Genomic DNA, 16,043 nt, shown 5'->3' with positions numbered 1-16,043 from the left:
CGACGTTTATTCTTTCCCGACACGGCGCAGGTCGGCCTCGACCATCATGGTGATCAGTTGTTCGAGCGAGGTCTTCGGCGTCCAGCCCAGTTTGGCGCGCGCCTTGTCCGGGTTGCCGAGCAGCACGTCCACCTCGGCCGGGCGGAAGAAAGCCGGGTCGATGACGATATGGTCGTCGGGGTTCAGCCCCACATGGCGGAAAGCAATTTCGCACATCGTGCGCACGGTGGTCGTCACACCGGTGGCAACGACGTAATCGTCCGGTGTGTCCTGTTGCAGCATCAGCCACATGGCTTCAACATAATCTCCGGCAAAACCCCAGTCGCGCCTGGCGTCGATATTGCCGAGGCGCAGTTCCTTCTGCTTGCCGAACTTGATGCGCGCGACGGCGTCAGTCACCTTGCGCGTCACGAATTCGATGCCGCGCAGCGGCGACTCGTGGTTGAACAGGATGCCGCTGGAGGCATGGAGCTTGAAGCTCTCGCGGTAGTTGACGGTGATCCAGTGACCATACAGCTTGGCCACGCCATACGGGCTGCGCGGGTAGAACGGCGTCGTCTCGCTCTGCCGCTCGGCCTGGATCAAACCGAACATTTCGCTGGTCGATGCCTGGTAGAACCGCGCGTCCGGCTTGACCAGGCGGATCGCTTCGAGCAGTCGCGTCACACCGAGCGCATCGATGTCGGCGGTGACCAGCGGCTGGTTCCACGAGGTGCCGACGAAGCTCTGTGCACCAAGGTTGTAGATTTCGTCCGGCTGACTCTGCTGGACGGCGCGGATCAGCGACGCAGCATCGGCCAGATCGGCCTCGATGAACCGGATTTCTTCGCGAATGCCCAGCTCGTCCAGCCGCCAGACTGTCGGCGTACTGCGGCGGGCAATGATCCCGTAGACTTCGTAACCCTTGTTCAACAGAAGTTGCGCCAGGTAGGCGCCATCCTGGCCGGTCAGACCAGTGATGAGTGCTCGTTTGCTCATATTCGACTCGCGGTAGACACCCGCGTCCTTTGGCTTGGCTTGCTGAAACCCGGCACGGTGATCCTCACGCGGAGGGCGCACTTCGGGCACAATACCCCGGCCATCAACCAGAGACCGGAGTAAAAAATGCGGTTAATGATAACGGGAGGTCGGGGTTTTGTCGCCGGTCATGTAGTCAGGCAACTGCAGGCCGGCCGTAGCGCCGACTGGCTGGCCCTGCCTTCTGTGGTCGATGTGCTGGACAATCGGGCACTGGAGGCGGAAATCCGCCGACTGGCCCCGGACGCCGTGCTGCACCTGGCCGCCCAGAGCAATGTCGCGGCCTCTTTCGAGGATCCCGCCGCCACGTTCCGGGTCAATTACCACGGGACAGAAGCGTTGCTCAATGCTCTCGATGCCTGCGGATTCGACGGCGCCCTGCTGTTCGTCGGTTCGGGCGACATGTATGGCCTGGTCGACCCGGCCGCATTCCCGATCACCGAGGACACGCCGTTACATCCGCGCAACCCGTACGCAGTCAGCAAGGTTGCCGCCGAGGCGCTGTGCTTCCAGCGCGCCATCAGCAGCCGCTACCGGATCATGATGGCGCGACCGTTTAATCATGTTGGCGCTGGCCAGAGCACCGGTTTCGCGCTGCCGTCTTTTGCTTCACAACTGGCCGCGATCGCCCGCGGAGAGCTGGCGCCGGTGCTGGAGGTCGGGGACATCGACGTGACACGGGATTTCACCGATGTGGCCGATGTGGCCGAGGCCTATCTGGACCTGCTAGCGCACGGCGTGCGCGGAGGCATCTACAACATCTGCTCGGGTCACGAATACCGGGTGCGCGACCTGCTAGACCGTCTGATCGCCATTGCCGGTGTCACGGTAGAGGTCCGTCAGGACCCGGCGCGTCTGCGCCCGGCCGAACAGCGCCGGGTTGTCGCCAGTCATGCGCGGCTGAGCAACGCAACCGGCTGGCAACCGCGAACGCCGATAGAGGATTCCCTGCGCGCTATCTACTCCAGCTTCGCGAGGTTCACCACGGACAGCGGCGGTATGCATTCCGTGTCTCGCTGACACAGCGCGCCCAGGTATAGGTCGCCGCGCGCGCGCGCGCCGCAGCCACAAGACGTGCGCGCAGCGGCGCATCGGTCAGCAATCGTTCGAGCGCGACGCTCATGGCCGTCACATCAAGCGCGTCAACCAGTAGTGCGCCGTCGCCTGCCACCTCGGGCAGAGAACCACGGTCGGATGCCAATGCAGGAATGCCGGACGCCATCGCCTCCAGCAGTGGCAGACCGAAACCCTCGTACAGCGAGGGCAGCGCAAACGCCCGGGCCCCCGCGTACAGGGCCGGCAGGTCATCTTCGGCCACATAGCCGAGTCGCCGAACGCGGCCGGAGGCCTCGGCGGCCTGCAGCCGTTCGAGCAGACGAGCATTGCTCCAGCCTCGCCCGCCGGCCAGCACCAGCGGCCAGGCGCTCTGCAGCGACACCGGCAGGCGCTCATGGGCGTCCAGCAGACGTTCCAGATTCTTGCGTGGCTCCAGGGTAGCCACCGACAGCAGATATCCGCCCGACGCCAGCCGGTATCGCGCAAGCACCGGATCCAGATCGGCTGCCTCACGCGGATGGAACTCCGGCTCCACACCAAGCGGAATCGCAGTGACCTTGTCCGGGGCGACACCATAGGTGGCGATCACTTCCTGCCGTACCGACTCCGCATCCGTGATCAGACCGACCGCCTGCTCGATCCGGCTCGGCAGGCATTCGTTCATCCAGCGCACTCGCTCGGGAGGGTGGCACTCCGGGTAATGGCAGTAGGACAGATCGTGCAGCGTGATCAGCGTGCGCCCCGGATAATCGAGTCCCAGATAGTTCGGCGTGTGGAGCAGGTAACCCTGCTCGGCCCGGCGCGCCAGCAAGGTACGGCTCTGCATGCCGACCCACTGCAGGTAGGCGCGCCGCAGTATCGGGCGAAACGGCAGTCTCGCAGCGATCCGGGCCACGCGTCCGGCCGAACCGGAAGCCAGCCCGCGCTCCATCTGCCCAAGGCTGACCGGATGGCCTCCACGCAGCAACTGGAGCGCCTCCGCATCCAACTCGGCCGACAGGCCGCGTGCCAGCATCAGCGCATAGCGACCGATACCAGTCAGCGGCTGGCGCACGGCATCCACGTCGAGCAGCACGTGATCGGTCGCCGTCGGCACAGTCAGGCGGCGCAGCAGCGCGTCATCCATGCCCATTCAGCAGCGACCGTAGTTGTCCTGAAAGCGGACAATGTCGTCTTCTCCCAGGTATTCGCCGCTCTGCACCTCAATCAGTACCAGATCGATCGAGCCGGGGTTTACCAGCCGGTGCTGGTGACCGGCGGGAATATAGGTCGACTCGTTGGTCGACACGAAAATTTCCTTGTCCCCATTGACCACCCGCGCCGCGCCGCGCACGACGATCCAGTGTTCACTGCGATGATGGTGCATCTGCAGGCTGAGACTGGCCCCCGGCTTGACCACGATGCGTTTGATCTTGAAATGGTCACCTTCTTCCAGCACGGTGTAAGTGCCCCATGGGCGGTGGACTGTGCGGTGGAGCTTGTAGGCCTCATGCCCCTGCTCCTTAAGGCCCGCATAGATCCGCTTGACGTCCTGAACACGGTCCTTGCTAGCCACCAGCAACGCATCCGAAGTGTCGATGATGACCAGATTGTCGATGCCGACAGCACCAACCAGCCGCTCCTCGCTCTTGATGTAGCAGTTGCTGACATCATGAAGCATGACTTCGCTTTCGATACAGTTACCGTCCTCGTCCGGCGGAACGAGGGCGCCCAGCGCAGTCCAAGAACCGATGTCACTCCAGCCGATATCGCATGGCACCACGGCCACTCGCGACGATTTTTCCATCAGCGCATAGTCGATGGAGATATCGGGCACGACGGCAAAACGCTCGGCGTCGAGTTCAAGCTGCAGCACGTCCTGTCCTCCCACCTGCTGCGAGGCGGCCAGGCAGTGCTCGACCGCCTGAATGACCTCGGGGCTGTGCGCGTTCATCTCGTCGATCAGCGTGCCGGTCCGGAAGCAGAACATGCCCGAATTCCACAGAAAACGGCCCGAGGCCAGATAGTCGCGAGCGGTGTCCTGAGAAGGCTTTTCGACAAAACGCAGCACGCGGTGACCATCAGCCTCGATATAGCCGTATCCGGTTTCCGGGCTGTCCGGGTGGATGCCGAACGTTACCAGCATGCCATCTGCAGCCAGCTCGACTGCGCGCGCCACCGCAGTTGCAAATGCTTTCTGGTTGGCGATCAGGTGATCGGCTGCAAGCACCAGCAGCACTGCATCGTCACCATGGCGCTGGCGGACCTGCAGGGCCGCGCAGGCGACTGCGGCAGCGGTATTGCGCCCGAACGGCTCCAGCATGAATGACGCAGGCAGTTTCCGCGAATTGACTTCGCGCAGCTCGTCCTTGGTCTTGAAGAACAGATCGCGGTTGGTCACCGTCAGGATTTCTGCCACATCCGGCAATTTGAAACTGCGGAGAAATGCCTTCTGCAGCAGGCTTTTTCCGTCAGCCAGCCGGATGAACGGTTTCGGATGCTGTTCGCGCGAGACGGGCCACAGCCGCGAGCCGGCGCCGCCGCACAGAATGGTCGGGATCAAGGTAGGCATTCTGTTCCAATGGAATCGAAGATCAAAAGTTTGAAAGGTTCTGCTCGCGATTATGAACGTTTTCCCGGCGCAGGCGAAACGGACTGTTATCGCCGATCAATGGATATTCACCGCCGGCATTTTATTGACAAATAAAAATGCCAATATATTTACACCCGGAATATAAGATCTATACGGATAAAATCCGGCGCTGAGCGGTCTACTCCACCGTCACGCTCTTCGCCAGATTGCGCGGTTTGTCGACGTCGGTGCCCTTGGCCAGCGCCACGTGATAGGCCAGCAGTTGCACCGGAATGGTGTGCACGATCGGCGACAGGATGCCGACATGGCGCGGGGTACGGATCACGTGCACGCAGTCGGAATCGCTGAACTGGCTGTCCAGGTCGGCAAACACGAACAGCTCGCCGCCGCGCGCGCGCACTTCCTGCATGTTGGATTTCACCTTTTCCAGCAGCGTATCCTTCGGCGCGATGACCACCACCGGCATGTCGCTGTCGACCAGCGCCAGCGGACCGTGCTTGAGCTCGCCGGCCGGGTAGGCCTCGGCGTGGATATAGGTGATTTCCTTCAGCTTCAGCGCGCCTTCCAGCGCGATCGGGTAATGCACGCCGCGACCGAGGAACAGCGCATGCTGCTTCGACGCAAACGCCTGCGCCCAGCTGCTGATCTGCGGTTCCAGGTTCAGCGCATGCTGGACCGAGCCCGGCAGGTAGCGCAGCGCTTCCAGATAACCGGCTTCGGCCTCGGCATCGACTCGCCCGCGCTGCTTGCCCAGCGTGATCGCCAGCGTGAACAGCGCCACCAGTTGCGTGGTGAACGCCTTGGTCGAGGCGACGCCGATTTCGGCACCGGCGCGGGTGTAGAACACCAGGTCGCTGGCGCGCGGAATCGCGCTCTCGCTGACATTGCAGATCGACAGCGCAGTGCGGTGACCGAGCTCGCGGGCGCGCTTCAGCGCTTCCATGGTGTCCAGCGTTTCGCCGGACTGCGACAGGGTGACGATCAGGTGTGCCGGATTCACGTAGGCGTCGCGGTAGCGATACTCGCTGGCCACTTCGACGCTGCACGGCAGGCCGGCAATCGCCTCGATCCAGTATTTGGCAGTCAGACCGGCGTAGTAGCTGGTGCCGCAGGCCAGGATCTTCACCCCTTCCGCAGCGGCCAGCCGGCCGCTGTCGTCACCGAACACGGCCGGGCTGAAGCCCGCGCCCAGCACGGCATCGATGGTGTCGGACAGGGCCTTGGGCTGCTCGTGGATTTCCTTCTGCATGAAGTGGCTGTACGGGCCCAGCTCCAGCGAGGCCAGTGACACTTCGCTTTCGCGGATGTCGCGCTGCACCGGCGTACCGTTCTGGTCGGTGATGTCGACCCCCTCGCGCGTCAGCCGCACGACGTCGCCCTCTTCCATGAACATCACCCGGCGGGTGGCGGACAGGATGGCGGACACGTCGGAGGCGACGAAATTCTCGTCATTGCCAAGGCCGATCAGCAGCGGGCAGCCCATGCGGGCCGCGACCAGCTCCTGCGGGCGGTCGAGCGCCATCACGCAGATGGCGTAGGCGCCATGCAGCTCGCGCACCGCGCGGCGGACCGCGTCGAACAGGTCGTGGCTCTGCTGGTCGTAGAAGTCGATCAGGTGGGCGACCACTTCGGTATCGGTCTGCGAACTGAATTCATACCCCTGGGCGATCAGTTCGGCGCGCTTTTCTTCGTGGTTCTCGATAATGCCGTTATGCACGATGGCAATGCGGCCATTGGAGATATGCGGGTGTGCATTCGGCTCGGTCACGCCGCCGTGGGTGGCCCAGCGGGTATGGCCGATACCGGCGCTGCCCTGCAGGCCTTCCGCGAGCACGGCCGTTTCCATTTCCGTCACCCGGCCGACACGGCGAACCCGGCGGATTTCATCGCCGACATTGACGGCAATGCCGGACGAATCGTAGCCCCGGTATTCCAGCCGCTTCAGGCCATCGATCAGCAGAGGAACGATATCACGATGGGATACGGCACCGACTACACCACACATATTCTGTCCTCAAATCAATCCGGGCGGGCAATGCGCCATTATATACGGTGGCCCCGACCCCATCGGTAACGAAGCGTCGCCGGCGTGCGCGTTACGGTTTCTTCGGTCGCTGCCAGCCGGACAGCGTCATCTGCTTGGCCCGGGCCAGCGTCAGGGCACCGGTCGGTGCGGTGCGGGTAATGACCGAACCGGCACCAATGGTTGCGCCCTGTTCGATCCTGACCGGTGCGACCAGCATGGTGCCGGAACCGATAAACGCGTTGTCCTCGACCACGGTGCGGAACTTGTTCACGCCATCGTAGTTGCAGGTCACGGTACCGGCGCCGACATTGACGCCGCGGCCGATGTCGCTGTCGCCGATATAGGTCAGATGATTGACCTTGCTGCCCTCGCCGACGCGCGATTTCTTGATCTCGACAAAGTTGCCGACATGCACGTGGCCGGCCAGTTCGGCGCCCGGCCGCAGCCGCGCGTACGGACCGATGCGGGCGCCTTCGCCGACGCTGGCACCATCCAGATGCGAGAACGGCTGGACCTCACAGCCGGCTGCCAGGCTGACATTGCGCAGCACGCAATGCGCCCCGATGTGCACGCCGTCGCCCAGCATGACCCGGCCCTCGAACACACAGCCGACATCGATGCTGACGTCACGGCCGCACTGCAGTTCGCCACGCAGATCGAAGCGGGACGGGTCCAGCAGCGTGACGCCCTGGTCCAGCAGCGCATTCGCCTGTTCGCGCTGGAAGATCCGTTCCAGTTCGGCCAGTTGCCGCTTGGCATTCACCCCGGCCGCCTGCCAGCTGGCCGGCACGGCCAGTGTGGTCACCGCGACATCGTCGCGCACGGCCAGCGCAATCACGTCGGTCAGGTAGTACTCGCCCTGCACATTGTCATTGCCGAGTTCGTTCAGCCAGCCGGCCAGCCGCGCCGCCGGCAGCACCAGGATGCCGGTGTTGATTTCCCGGATCGCCAATTGCACTGCCGACGCGTCCTTCTGCTCGACGATGCCGCTGACCCGGCCATGTGCATCGCGCACGATGCGGCCATAGCCGGTGGGGTCGTCCAGGGTATCGACCAGCAGGCCGACGCCGCTGCCGGCCGCCGTTGCCAGCCGGCGCAGCGTCTCGGCCTGGATCAGCGGCACGTCGCCGTACAGCACCAGCACCTGACCGTCCGCCGGCAGATGCGGCATGGCCATTTTCAGCGCATGGCCGGTACCCAGTTGCTGTGCCTGCTCGGCCCAGCGCAGGTCGCTGTCGCCAGCGAACGTTTCGCGAACCCGTTCGCCGCCGTGGCCGTACACCACGACCAGCACATCCGGCGTCAGCTGGCGCGCGGTGGTGATGACCCGGCCGAGCATCGGCTGACCACCAATCGGGTGCAGGACTTTCGGCAGGTCGGAATACATGCGTTTGCCGCGACCGGCGGCAAGAATGACGGTACTGAGCGCGTTCATTTCGGATTCAATAAAGAAAAGGCTGCAATCCGGAGAGGATAGCAGCCTTTATGCTTGGGGCCATACCGCCCCACTCGTACCAGTCCGGGTTTAGTGAACCCGACGACGCAGATACTCGAGCGACTTCAGCTCGGCCAGTGCGGTCTTCAGTGCCTGACGGGCCTGGGCGGTTTCGCGATCGTCGGTCGCCTTGGCCAGTGCGGCCTCGGCTGCCTTCTTCGCGGCTTCCGCACGCTGCTCGTCAAGCTCGTCGCCCCGTACCGCCACATCGGCGAGTACGGTGATCGAGTCCGGCTGGATTTCCATCAATCCGCCGGACACGGCAACGATCACTTCTTCGGCCTGACCCGGCACACGAATGCGCAGCGGGCCCGGTTTGATACGGGTCAGGAGCGGCACGTGACGGGGATACACACCGATTTCGCCCATCTCTGCCGGGGCGACCAGAAACTCGGCCTCGCCCGAATAGATTTGCGCCTCGGCGCTGACCACTTCCACATGCATCGTACTCATGGCCTACCCTTTTAGAGCGTCTTGGCTTTTTCAGCCGCTTCTTCGATGCCGCCGACCATATAGAACGCCTGTTCCGGCAGTGCATCGTACTCGCCAGCGAGAATCGCCTTGAAGCCCTTGATGGTTTCACGCAGCGACACGAACTTGCCCGGGCTGCCGGTGAACACTTCAGCGACGAAGAACGGCTGCGACAGGAAGCGCTGGATCTTGCGAGCGCGGGCAACGATCAACTTGTCTTCTTCCGACAGTTCATCCATACCCAGAATCGCGATGATGTCACGCAGTTCCTTGTACTTTTGCAGCGTCATCTGCACGCCACGAGCGACAGCATAGTGTTCTTCACCGACAACCATCGGATCCAGCTGACGCGAGGTCGAGTCGAGCGGGTCAACGGCCGGGTAGATACCCAGCGCGGCGATATCGCGCGACAGCACCACGGTGGCGTCCAGGTGGGCGAAGGTCGTGGCCGGCGACGGGTCGGTCAAGTCATCCGCAGGCACGTAAACGGCCTGGATCGACGTGATCGAGCCGGTCTTGGTCGACGCGACGCGTTCCTGGAACTTGCCCATTTCTTCCGCCAGCGTCGGCTGGTAGCCCACGGCGGACGGCATACGGCCCAGCAGTGCCGACACTTCGGTACCGGCCAGCGTGTAGCGGTAGATGTTGTCGACGAACAGCAGCACGTCCTTGCCTTCGTCGCGGAACTTCTCGGCCATGGTCAGGCCGGTCAGTGCCACGCGCAGACGGTTGCCCGGCGGTTCGTTCATCTGGCCGTACACCAGCGCGACCTTGTCCAGAACGTTCGACTCTTTCATTTCATGATAGAAGTCGTTGCCTTCGCGGGTCCGCTCGCCCACGCCGGTGAACACGGAGTAACCGCTGTGTTCAATGGCGATGTTGCGGATCAGCTCCATCATGTTCACGGTCTTGCCGACGCCGGCGCCGCCGAACAGGCCGACCTTGCCGCCCTTGGCGAACGGGCACAGCAGGTCGATCACCTTGATGCCGGTTTCCAGCAGTTCGGACGAAGCAGCCAGCTCGTCGAACTTCGGGGCGGTACGGTGAATCGGCATGCGCTCTTCGGTCGCAACCGGACCTTGTTCGTCAACCGGTTCGCCGAGCACGTCCATGATGCGGCCGAGCGTCGCGGTACCGACCGGTACCGAGATCGGCGCACCGCTGCTGATCACGTCGAGGCCACGCTTGAGGCCGTCCGACGAACCCATGGCGATGCAGCGCACCACGCCGTCGCCGAGTTGCTGCTGGACCTCGAGGGTCAGGCCAGTACTCTCGACCTTCAGGGCGTCATAGACCTTTGGAATGGCGTTGCGCGGAAACTCCGCGTCAACGACCGCGCCAATGATCTGTACGATTTTGCCTTGGCTCATTGTCAAATCCCAATAAAGTAAACCGTCTCGCAGCGCTAGACAGCCGCGGCGCCGGCGACGATTTCCGAAAGCTCGGTAGTAATCGCGGCCTGGCGCGCCTTGTTGTACGTCAGCTTCAGTCGCTCGATCGCCTGAGCGGCGTTGTCGGTAGCGGCCTTCATGGCCACCATCCGCGCCGCCTGTTCGCTGGCCATGTTCTCAGCCACCGCCTGGAAGACGACGGATTCGAGATAGCGGCGAACCAGAATGTCGAGAACGGAGCGCACATCCGGCTCGTAGAGATAGTCCCACGAGTACGGGAATTCGCTCTCCAGCTCTTCGGTCCTGAGCGGCAGCAACTGCTCGATCTTCGGCTCCTGCTTCATCGTGTTCACGAACTTCGAGTACACGATGTGCAGTTCGTCGATATCGCCGCTCAGGTACGAGCGGACGATTTTCGACGCCGGTCCGATCAGCTTTTCCTGCTGCGGCGTATCGCCGAGCTGGGTTGCGCTGGACACCACGTTCATTTTCAGACGGGTGAGCGCCGCAAAGCCTTTCTGGCCGAAGCAGCAAACGTCGACTTCCACGCCCTTGTCGCTCCATCCGTCGACCAGCTGATAGAAAGTGCGCAGCACGTTGGCGTTCAAGCCACCGCACAGGCCCTTGTCCGAGCTGACCAGGATGACACCGACACGCTTGACCGATTCCCGCGTCTGCAACGCGGGATGCTTGAAGTCCGGATTGGTTTCGGCGACATGCGCCATCACTTCACGGACCTTCTCGGCATACGGACGCGCGGCGCGCATGCGCGCCTGCGTCTTGCGCATTTTCGACGTCGCGACCATCTGCATAGCGCGAGTGATCTTCTGCGTACCTTCTACGCTTTTGATCTTGGTGCGAATTTCCTTGCCGACTGCCATGTCCCAATCCTTTCAGTGGTGACGTCTGAAAAGATCAGGCGAAGTTGTAGCCGGCCTTGAACGATTCCATCGCTTGCGCGAGTTTCTTGTCGTTCTCTTCCGACAGCTTGCCGGTCTTTTCCACGTCTGCGAGCAGGTCGGCGTGGTTAGCCTTCATGTGCGACAGGAAATCAGCTTCGAACTTCAGTGCCTTCCGGACCGGAACACCTTCGTAGTAACCCTTGGTCACGCCGTACAGCGTCAGGGCCATTTCCGAGATCTTCAGCGTCGAGAACTGCTTCTGCTTCATCAGCTCGGTCACGATTTCACCGTGCGACAGCTGCTTGCGGGTCAGTTCGTCGAGGTCGGAGGCAAACTGGGCAAAGGCCGCGAGTTCGCGGTATTGCGCCAGCGCCAGACGGATACCGCCGCCGAGCTTCTTGATCACGTTGGTCTGGGCTGCACCACCGACGCGCGACACCGAGATACCGGCGTTCACGGCCGGGCGGATGCCGGCGTTGAACAGGTCGGATTCCAGGAAGATCTGGCCGTCGGTAATCGAGATCACGTTGGTCGGCACGAAAGCGGACACGTCGCCGGCCTGCGTTTCGATGATCGGCAGCGCGGTCAGCGAGCCGGTCTGGCCCTTGACTTCACCGTTGGTGAACTTCTCGACGTAGTCGGCGTTCACGCGGGCTGCGCGTTCCAGCAGACGGCTGTGCAGATAGAACACGTCGCCCGGGTAGGCTTCACGGCCCGGCGGACGGCGCAGCAGCAGCGAGATCTGGCGATAGGCCACAGCCTGCTTCGACAGATCGTCGTACACGATCAGCGCATCCTGACCACGGTCACGGAAGTATTCGCCCATCGCGCAGCCGGAGTACGGGGCGATGTATTGCAGGGCGGCGGTTTCGGAAGCCGAAGCCGCGACGATGATGGTGTGACCCATCGCGCCCTGGTCTTCGAGCTTGCGCACGACGTTGGCGATCGACGAAGCCTTCTGGCCGATGGCGACGTAGATGCAGATGACGCCGGTGCCCTTCTGGTTCGCGATGGTGTCCAGCGCCACGGCGGTCTTGCCGGTCTGACGGTCACCGATGATCAGTTCGCGCTGGCCGCGGCCGATCGGGATCATCGCATCGATGCCCTTCAGGCCGGTTTGCAGCGGCTGGTCCACCGACTTCCGTTCGATCACGCCCGGCGCGACCTTTTCGATCGGGCTCGATGCCTTGGCGGCGATCGGACCCTTGCCGTCAATCGGCTGACCGAGCGAGTTCACGACACGACCGACCAGTTCAGGGCCGACCGGCACTTCCAGAATGCGACCCGTGCACTTGACTTCGTCGCCTTCGGAAATGTGTTCGTACTCGCCCAGCACCACGGCGCCGACGGAGTCGCGTTCCAGGTTCAGGGCCAGGCCATAGGTATTGCCCGGGAATTCGAGCATTTCACCCTGCATCGCGTCCTTGAGGCCGTGAATGCGGATGACGCCGTCGGTCACCGAGATGACCGTACCGGTGGTACGCGCTTCGGTGGCGGACGGCAGGTTCTGAATCTTCGCGCGAATGAGCTCGCTGATTTCAGAAGGGTTCAACTGCATGATCTCTCCTAACTTTTGAGGCTGACCGCCATTGCTTGCAGTTTGCCGCGTACCGAGGCGTCGATCACGTCGTCGCCAATCTGGATGCGTACACCGCCGAGCAGCGCAGAATCTTCGCTGACCTCGAGTTGAATCTCTTTGCCATACTTGGCTTTGAGGGTCGCTGCGAGTTCGGCCGACTGGGAGTCGGTAAGCGGGAAGGCGGAGGCGATATGTGCGGTCAGCACGCCCTCTTCCGCCTGCTTCAGCTGGTCAAACTGGTCGGCGATGGCCGGCAAGAGCACCAGACGGCGGTTCTCGGCAAGCGCGGCGACGAGGTTCTTGACCTCGGCATCGGCTTTATCGCCCAGAACACCAGTCAGCATTGCTTCGATCTCGGCCGGGGTACGCTCCGGATCGGAGACGATGGCGTCGACGGCGGGTTCGCGCACGGTGGCGGCAAGCCAGACCAGCGCTTCTTCCCACTGGGCAAGACGACCTTCGTCCTTAGCCAACCGGAATACCGCCTCGGCGTATGGCCGCGCTACGGTAATGAGTTCTGCCATGGGCTGATTACAACTCCGCTTTGATGGAGGCCAGCAGATCAGCGTGCTTGGCGGGATCGATCTCGCGCTTCAGGATTTTCTCGGCGCCGGCGACAGCCAGATCAGCAAGCTGACCCCGCAGTTCTTCCTTGGCGCGGAGCACTTCCTGGCCGATTTCGGCACGGGCGTCGGCGATGATTTTCTCGCCTTCGCTCCGTGCGGCCTGCTTCGCTTCTTCCACGATCTGGCCAGAGCGCTTTTCCGCAGCCAGCACGAGTTCACTTGCTTGCTGCTTGGCGGTGCGGATCTGTTCCTCGACGCGTTTGCTCGCCTGTTCCAGATCCTGCTTGCCGCGCTCGGCGGCGGCCAAACCATCAGCAATGCGTTTGGCGCGCTCGTCCATCATGTTGGTAAGCGGAGGCCAAACAAATTTCATCGTGAACCACACCAGGATGGCGAAGGTAATCGCCTGTCCCAGAAGTGTTGCGTTGATATCCACGCTTGTTTTCCTCCAGTCAGTTCAACAACATCCGGCCTGGGCCGGGGTTCATTACGCGCCCAGGGCAGCCTTGGCAGCGGCCAGGAACGGGTTGTTGAACGTGTACAGCAGGGCGATACCAACACCGATCATCGAGATGGCGTCGAGCAGACCGGCGATGATGAAGAGCTTGGTTTGCAGAACCGGGATCATTTCCGGTTGGCGGGCCGAGCTCTCGAGGAACTTGCCGCCCAGGATGCCGAAGCCGAGCGCGGTACCGATGGCGCCGAGGCCGATCATGATGGCTGCGGCCAGTGCGGTCATGCCCTGAATCTGCGAAACGAGTGCTTCCATGGATCTCTCCTAAGGGGTGGGACGAGGTTGATGAGGGTAAAGCAAAACAGTGTCGCCACCGCCCGAAGGCGGCGACGACGGGGAAAACTTAGTGATCCTCGACGGCGAGGCTCAGGTACACGACGGTCAGCATCATGAACACGAACGCCTGCAGCGTGATGATCAGGATGTGGAAGATCGCCCACGGTGCGCCGAGCGGCCACTGGGCCCACCACGGCAGCAACGCGATCAGGATGAAGATCATTTCGCCGGCGTACATGTTGCCGAACAGACGAAGGGCGAGAGAGATCGGCTTGGCGATCAGTTCGATGATCTGCAGCAGGAAGTTGGCCGGAGCAAGCTTCGGACCGAACGGGGCCGAGAACAGCTCCTTCACGTAGCCGCCCACGCCCTTGGCCTTGATCGAGAAGCCGATGATCAGGAACATCACCGAAATCGACATGGCGAAGGTCGTGTTGACGTCGGCAGACGGCACCACGCGCAGGTAGACGTGTTCCGGATCGGCACCGAACACATGCTCGCCGATCAGACCGGCGATGTGCGGCAGCAAGTCAACCGGCAGCAAGTCCATCGCGTTCATCATGAACACCCAGACGAAGATGGTCAGGGCCAGCGGCGCAATCACGGCGCTCTTGGCGTGGAACATCTCGCGTACCTGGGTGCCGACCATCTCGACCAGCATTTCGACCGCCAGCTGCAGGCGGCCCGGTTTGTCGACGCTAAAGTTTCGCGCCACGCGGGCGAAGATGAACAGGAACAGGAAGCCGAGGATCAGCGATACAGTGAAGCTATCGATGTTGATCGCCCAGAAGCCCCCGTCATGCGGCACCGTCGCCTGCGTCAGGTGGTGCTTGATGTACTCGGTAGCATTAGCAGCCATTTGCCCACTCTCGTTTATTTGGATAGAAGTCCAAGCCAGTATGCCGACTGCGCCAGGGCGAACCCGCCCAGCAACGCCAGTGCCGACACACTTGAAAAACCCGAAATGACCACCACGAACAGGATCAGCGTGGCGAACATTTTCATTGCCTCGGCACGAAAGTGCCGTCGCAGGATGACGCCGGGGTGCGCCCGTCGCCCGTGGGCGAACCATGCGTACACCAGCGACCCCGCTATCGCGATGCCTCCCCCCGCCAGGGCGGACAGGGCACCGCGAGATGGATCCTCAGTTAGCAAAGCGGCGCAAAGCGCCGCCAGGGTGGTCAATCCAATTTGCAACCGCACGACCCGGAACACGACCGTATTCATATATGGGTACGCCCGCGGTCAAAACCCGTAGATTATATTGATGTGCAGCAAAGAGCGTCAACGTCGGCAAAGACATGGGTATATCGGAATTTAACGATATACATTATTGTCGTTTCAGCTTCTGCAGATAACCATCAAGTGAATTCAGGTCAGAATATTCAATTACCAAACGGCCATGGCCTTTCGACCCATGACGAATATGGACGGTAGTGCCGAGAATTTCGGCGATTTCCTCTTCCAGCCGGAGTACGTCCGGGTCCTTGCGCGGTGCCTTGCGGTCCTCTTCGGGCTGCTGGCGCGCCTGCGCCAGCCGTTCGGCATCGCGCACCGACAGGCCGCGTTCGGCGATATCCCGCGCCAGTTCGATCTGGTCGAGCACCGGCAGCGGCAGCAGCGCACGCGCATGGCCCATGTCGATGCGGCCGGCGTAGACCAGGTCCTGCACCGGCTCGGCCAGATTCAGCAAGCGTAACAGGTTGGTCACCGCACTGCGCGAACGGCCGAGCGCGGACGCCGCCCGTTCATGGGTCATGCCGAACTCGTCGATCAGCCGCTGGATGCCGTGGGCCTCTTCCAGCGGGTTCAGTTGTTCGCGCTGGATGTTCTCGATCAGCGCAATGGCCAGCGCCGCCTCGTCCGGCACGGCACGCACCACGGCGGGGATCTCGGCCAGTCCGGCCTTGCGCGCAGCGCGCCAGCGCCGTTCGCCGGCAATCAGTTCGTAGTCGCCCAGACCGATCTCGCGCACGACGATCGGCTGGATGACCCCCTGGGCGAGGATGGATTCGGCCAGTTGCGCCAGCGCCGCCTCGTCCATGTGGGTGCGGGGCTGGTAGCGACCGGGGCGAATATCGCCGATCGGAAGCGTGGCCAGACGGTCTTCGGCCGGATTGGCGGCCAGCAATACGTCGAGCCCGCGTCCGAGCCCCTTGAATTTGGGTTTGGACATCA

The 16,043-nt window shown here is 62.5% G+C and carries 16 protein-coding genes; 1 reads left to right on the top strand and 15 read right to left on the bottom strand.

The features are described 5' to 3' along the window. Positions 1 to 6 precede the first annotated feature (6 nt). Complete coding sequence (gene gmd / locus Q352_RS0110235; RefSeq protein WP_028499265.1) at positions 7 to 978, bottom strand: GDP-mannose 4,6-dehydratase; 972 nt, start codon at positions 976 to 978, stop codon at positions 7 to 9. Positions 979 to 1,104: 126 nt separating this feature from the next. Here gmd and Q352_RS20605 point away from each other — a divergent pair, with 126 nt between their 5' ends. Next, entirely contained in the window at positions 1,105 to 2,037 is a 933-nt protein-coding gene (locus Q352_RS20605) for a GDP-mannose 4,6-dehydratase (RefSeq protein WP_051528849.1), read from the top strand. Here the strand turns inward: Q352_RS20605 and Q352_RS0110225 are convergent. From Q352_RS0110225 to Q352_RS0110160, 14 genes are all read right to left on the bottom strand, one after another. Continuing rightward, positions 1,997 to 3,199, bottom strand: a complete 1,203-nt coding sequence (locus tag Q352_RS0110225) for a glycosyltransferase family 4 protein (RefSeq protein ID WP_159075970.1) — start codon at positions 3,197 to 3,199, stop codon at positions 1,997 to 1,999. The two genes, Q352_RS20605 and Q352_RS0110225, sit on opposite strands and share 41 nt — an antisense overlap. A gap of 6 nt (positions 3,200 to 3,205) precedes the next feature. Beyond that, a complete protein-coding gene (locus Q352_RS0110220; RefSeq protein ID WP_036385964.1) occupies positions 3,206 to 4,624 on the bottom strand; it encodes a mannose-1-phosphate guanylyltransferase/mannose-6-phosphate isomerase in 1,419 nt (472 codons plus the stop codon). 199 nt (positions 4,625 to 4,823) lie between these two features. Continuing rightward, positions 4,824 to 6,650, bottom strand: coding sequence for a glutamine--fructose-6-phosphate transaminase (isomerizing) (glmS, locus tag Q352_RS0110215; RefSeq protein ID WP_028499262.1), 1,827 nt, complete (start codon positions 6,648 to 6,650; stop codon positions 4,824 to 4,826). Positions 6,651 to 6,741: 91 nt separating this feature from the next. Continuing rightward, entirely contained in the window at positions 6,742 to 8,106 is a 1,365-nt protein-coding gene (gene glmU / locus Q352_RS0110210; RefSeq protein WP_028499261.1) for a bifunctional UDP-N-acetylglucosamine diphosphorylase/glucosamine-1-phosphate N-acetyltransferase GlmU, read from the bottom strand. Between the two features lie 90 nt (positions 8,107 to 8,196). Beyond that, entirely contained in the window at positions 8,197 to 8,619 is a 423-nt protein-coding gene (locus tag Q352_RS0110205; RefSeq protein WP_028499260.1) for a F0F1 ATP synthase subunit epsilon, read from the bottom strand. 11 nt (positions 8,620 to 8,630) lie between these two features. Continuing rightward, the gene (gene atpD / locus Q352_RS0110200) at positions 8,631 to 10,007 is read right to left on the bottom strand and encodes a F0F1 ATP synthase subunit beta (RefSeq protein ID WP_028499259.1); all 1,377 of its coding nucleotides are present in this window, start codon (positions 10,005 to 10,007) and stop codon (positions 8,631 to 8,633) included. A gap of 35 nt (positions 10,008 to 10,042) precedes the next feature. Next, positions 10,043 to 10,909 (bottom strand): F0F1 ATP synthase subunit gamma, encoded by an 867-nt coding sequence (gene atpG, locus Q352_RS0110195; protein WP_028499258.1) that lies wholly within the window; start codon positions 10,907 to 10,909, stop codon positions 10,043 to 10,045. Positions 10,910 to 10,943: 34 nt separating this feature from the next. After that, entirely contained in the window at positions 10,944 to 12,488 is a 1,545-nt protein-coding gene (gene atpA / locus Q352_RS0110190) for a F0F1 ATP synthase subunit alpha (protein WP_028499257.1), read from the bottom strand. A gap of 8 nt (positions 12,489 to 12,496) precedes the next feature. After that, the gene (locus tag Q352_RS0110185; RefSeq protein ID WP_028499256.1) at positions 12,497 to 13,033 is read right to left on the bottom strand and encodes a F0F1 ATP synthase subunit delta; all 537 of its coding nucleotides are present in this window, start codon (positions 13,031 to 13,033) and stop codon (positions 12,497 to 12,499) included. A gap of 7 nt (positions 13,034 to 13,040) precedes the next feature. Then, positions 13,041 to 13,511, bottom strand: a complete 471-nt coding sequence (locus tag Q352_RS0110180) for a F0F1 ATP synthase subunit B (RefSeq protein WP_028499255.1) — start codon at positions 13,509 to 13,511, stop codon at positions 13,041 to 13,043. Positions 13,512 to 13,562: 51 nt separating this feature from the next. After that, a complete protein-coding gene (atpE, locus tag Q352_RS0110175) occupies positions 13,563 to 13,844 on the bottom strand; it encodes a F0F1 ATP synthase subunit C (RefSeq protein WP_028499254.1) in 282 nt (93 codons plus the stop codon). Positions 13,845 to 13,932: 88 nt separating this feature from the next. Continuing rightward, entirely contained in the window at positions 13,933 to 14,724 is a 792-nt protein-coding gene (atpB, locus tag Q352_RS0110170) for a F0F1 ATP synthase subunit A (protein WP_028499253.1), read from the bottom strand. 14 nt (positions 14,725 to 14,738) lie between these two features. Continuing rightward, on the bottom strand, positions 14,739 to 15,092 hold the full coding sequence (locus Q352_RS0110165) for an ATP synthase subunit I (RefSeq protein ID WP_036385961.1): 354 nt from the start codon (positions 15,090 to 15,092) through the stop codon (positions 14,739 to 14,741). Positions 15,093 to 15,195: 103 nt separating this feature from the next. Then, the gene (locus tag Q352_RS0110160; RefSeq protein ID WP_028499251.1) at positions 15,196 to 16,041 is read right to left on the bottom strand and encodes a ParB/RepB/Spo0J family partition protein; all 846 of its coding nucleotides are present in this window, start codon (positions 16,039 to 16,041) and stop codon (positions 15,196 to 15,198) included. Positions 16,042 to 16,043: the final 2 nt, after the last annotated feature.

The sequence above is a fragment of the Microvirgula aerodenitrificans DSM 15089 genome, assembly GCF_000620105.1.
In the GTDB taxonomy this organism is placed as follows: domain Bacteria; phylum Pseudomonadota; class Gammaproteobacteria; order Burkholderiales; family Aquaspirillaceae; genus Microvirgula; species Microvirgula aerodenitrificans.
The sequence above is the reverse complement of the archived record's forward strand: the minus strand, read 5'-3'. Positions and strand labels throughout refer to the sequence as shown.

Bases quoted from the DNA above. Each gene is read 5' to 3' on its own strand.
- Q352_RS0110205 (WP_028499260.1), bottom strand. From the start codon at position 8,619: ATGAGTACGATGCATGTGGAAGTGGTCAGCGCCGAGGCGCAAATCTAT.
- Q352_RS0110160 (WP_028499251.1), bottom strand. From the start codon at position 16,041: ATGTCCAAACCCAAATTCAAGGGGCTCGGACGCGGGCTCGACGTATTG.
- gmd (WP_028499265.1), bottom strand. From the start codon at position 978: ATGAGCAAACGAGCACTCATCACTGGTCTGACCGGCCAGGATGGCGCC.
- atpE (WP_028499254.1), bottom strand. From the start codon at position 13,844: ATGGAAGCACTCGTTTCGCAGATTCAGGGCATGACCGCACTGGCCGCA.
- Q352_RS0110185 (WP_028499256.1), bottom strand. From the start codon at position 13,033: ATGGCAGAACTCATTACCGTAGCGCGGCCATACGCCGAGGCGGTATTC.
- atpB (WP_028499253.1), bottom strand. From the start codon at position 14,724: ATGGCTGCTAATGCTACCGAGTACATCAAGCACCACCTGACGCAGGCG.
- Q352_RS0110220 (WP_036385964.1), bottom strand. From the start codon at position 4,624: ATGCCTACCTTGATCCCGACCATTCTGTGCGGCGGCGCCGGCTCGCGG.
- atpG (WP_028499258.1), bottom strand. From the start codon at position 10,909: ATGGCAGTCGGCAAGGAAATTCGCACCAAGATCAAAAGCGTAGAAGGT.
- glmU (WP_028499261.1), bottom strand. From the start codon at position 8,106: ATGAACGCGCTCAGTACCGTCATTCTTGCCGCCGGTCGCGGCAAACGC.
- Q352_RS20605 (WP_051528849.1), top strand. From the start codon at position 1,105: ATGCGGTTAATGATAACGGGAGGTCGGGGTTTTGTCGCCGGTCATGTA.
- Q352_RS0110225 (WP_159075970.1), bottom strand. From the start codon at position 3,199: ATGGATGACGCGCTGCTGCGCCGCCTGACTGTGCCGACGGCGACCGAT.
- glmS (WP_028499262.1), bottom strand. From the start codon at position 6,650: ATGTGTGGTGTAGTCGGTGCCGTATCCCATCGTGATATCGTTCCTCTG.
- Q352_RS0110165 (WP_036385961.1), bottom strand. From the start codon at position 15,092: ATGAATACGGTCGTGTTCCGGGTCGTGCGGTTGCAAATTGGATTGACC.
- atpA (WP_028499257.1), bottom strand. From the start codon at position 12,488: ATGCAGTTGAACCCTTCTGAAATCAGCGAGCTCATTCGCGCGAAGATT.
- atpD (WP_028499259.1), bottom strand. From the start codon at position 10,007: ATGAGCCAAGGCAAAATCGTACAGATCATTGGCGCGGTCGTTGACGCG.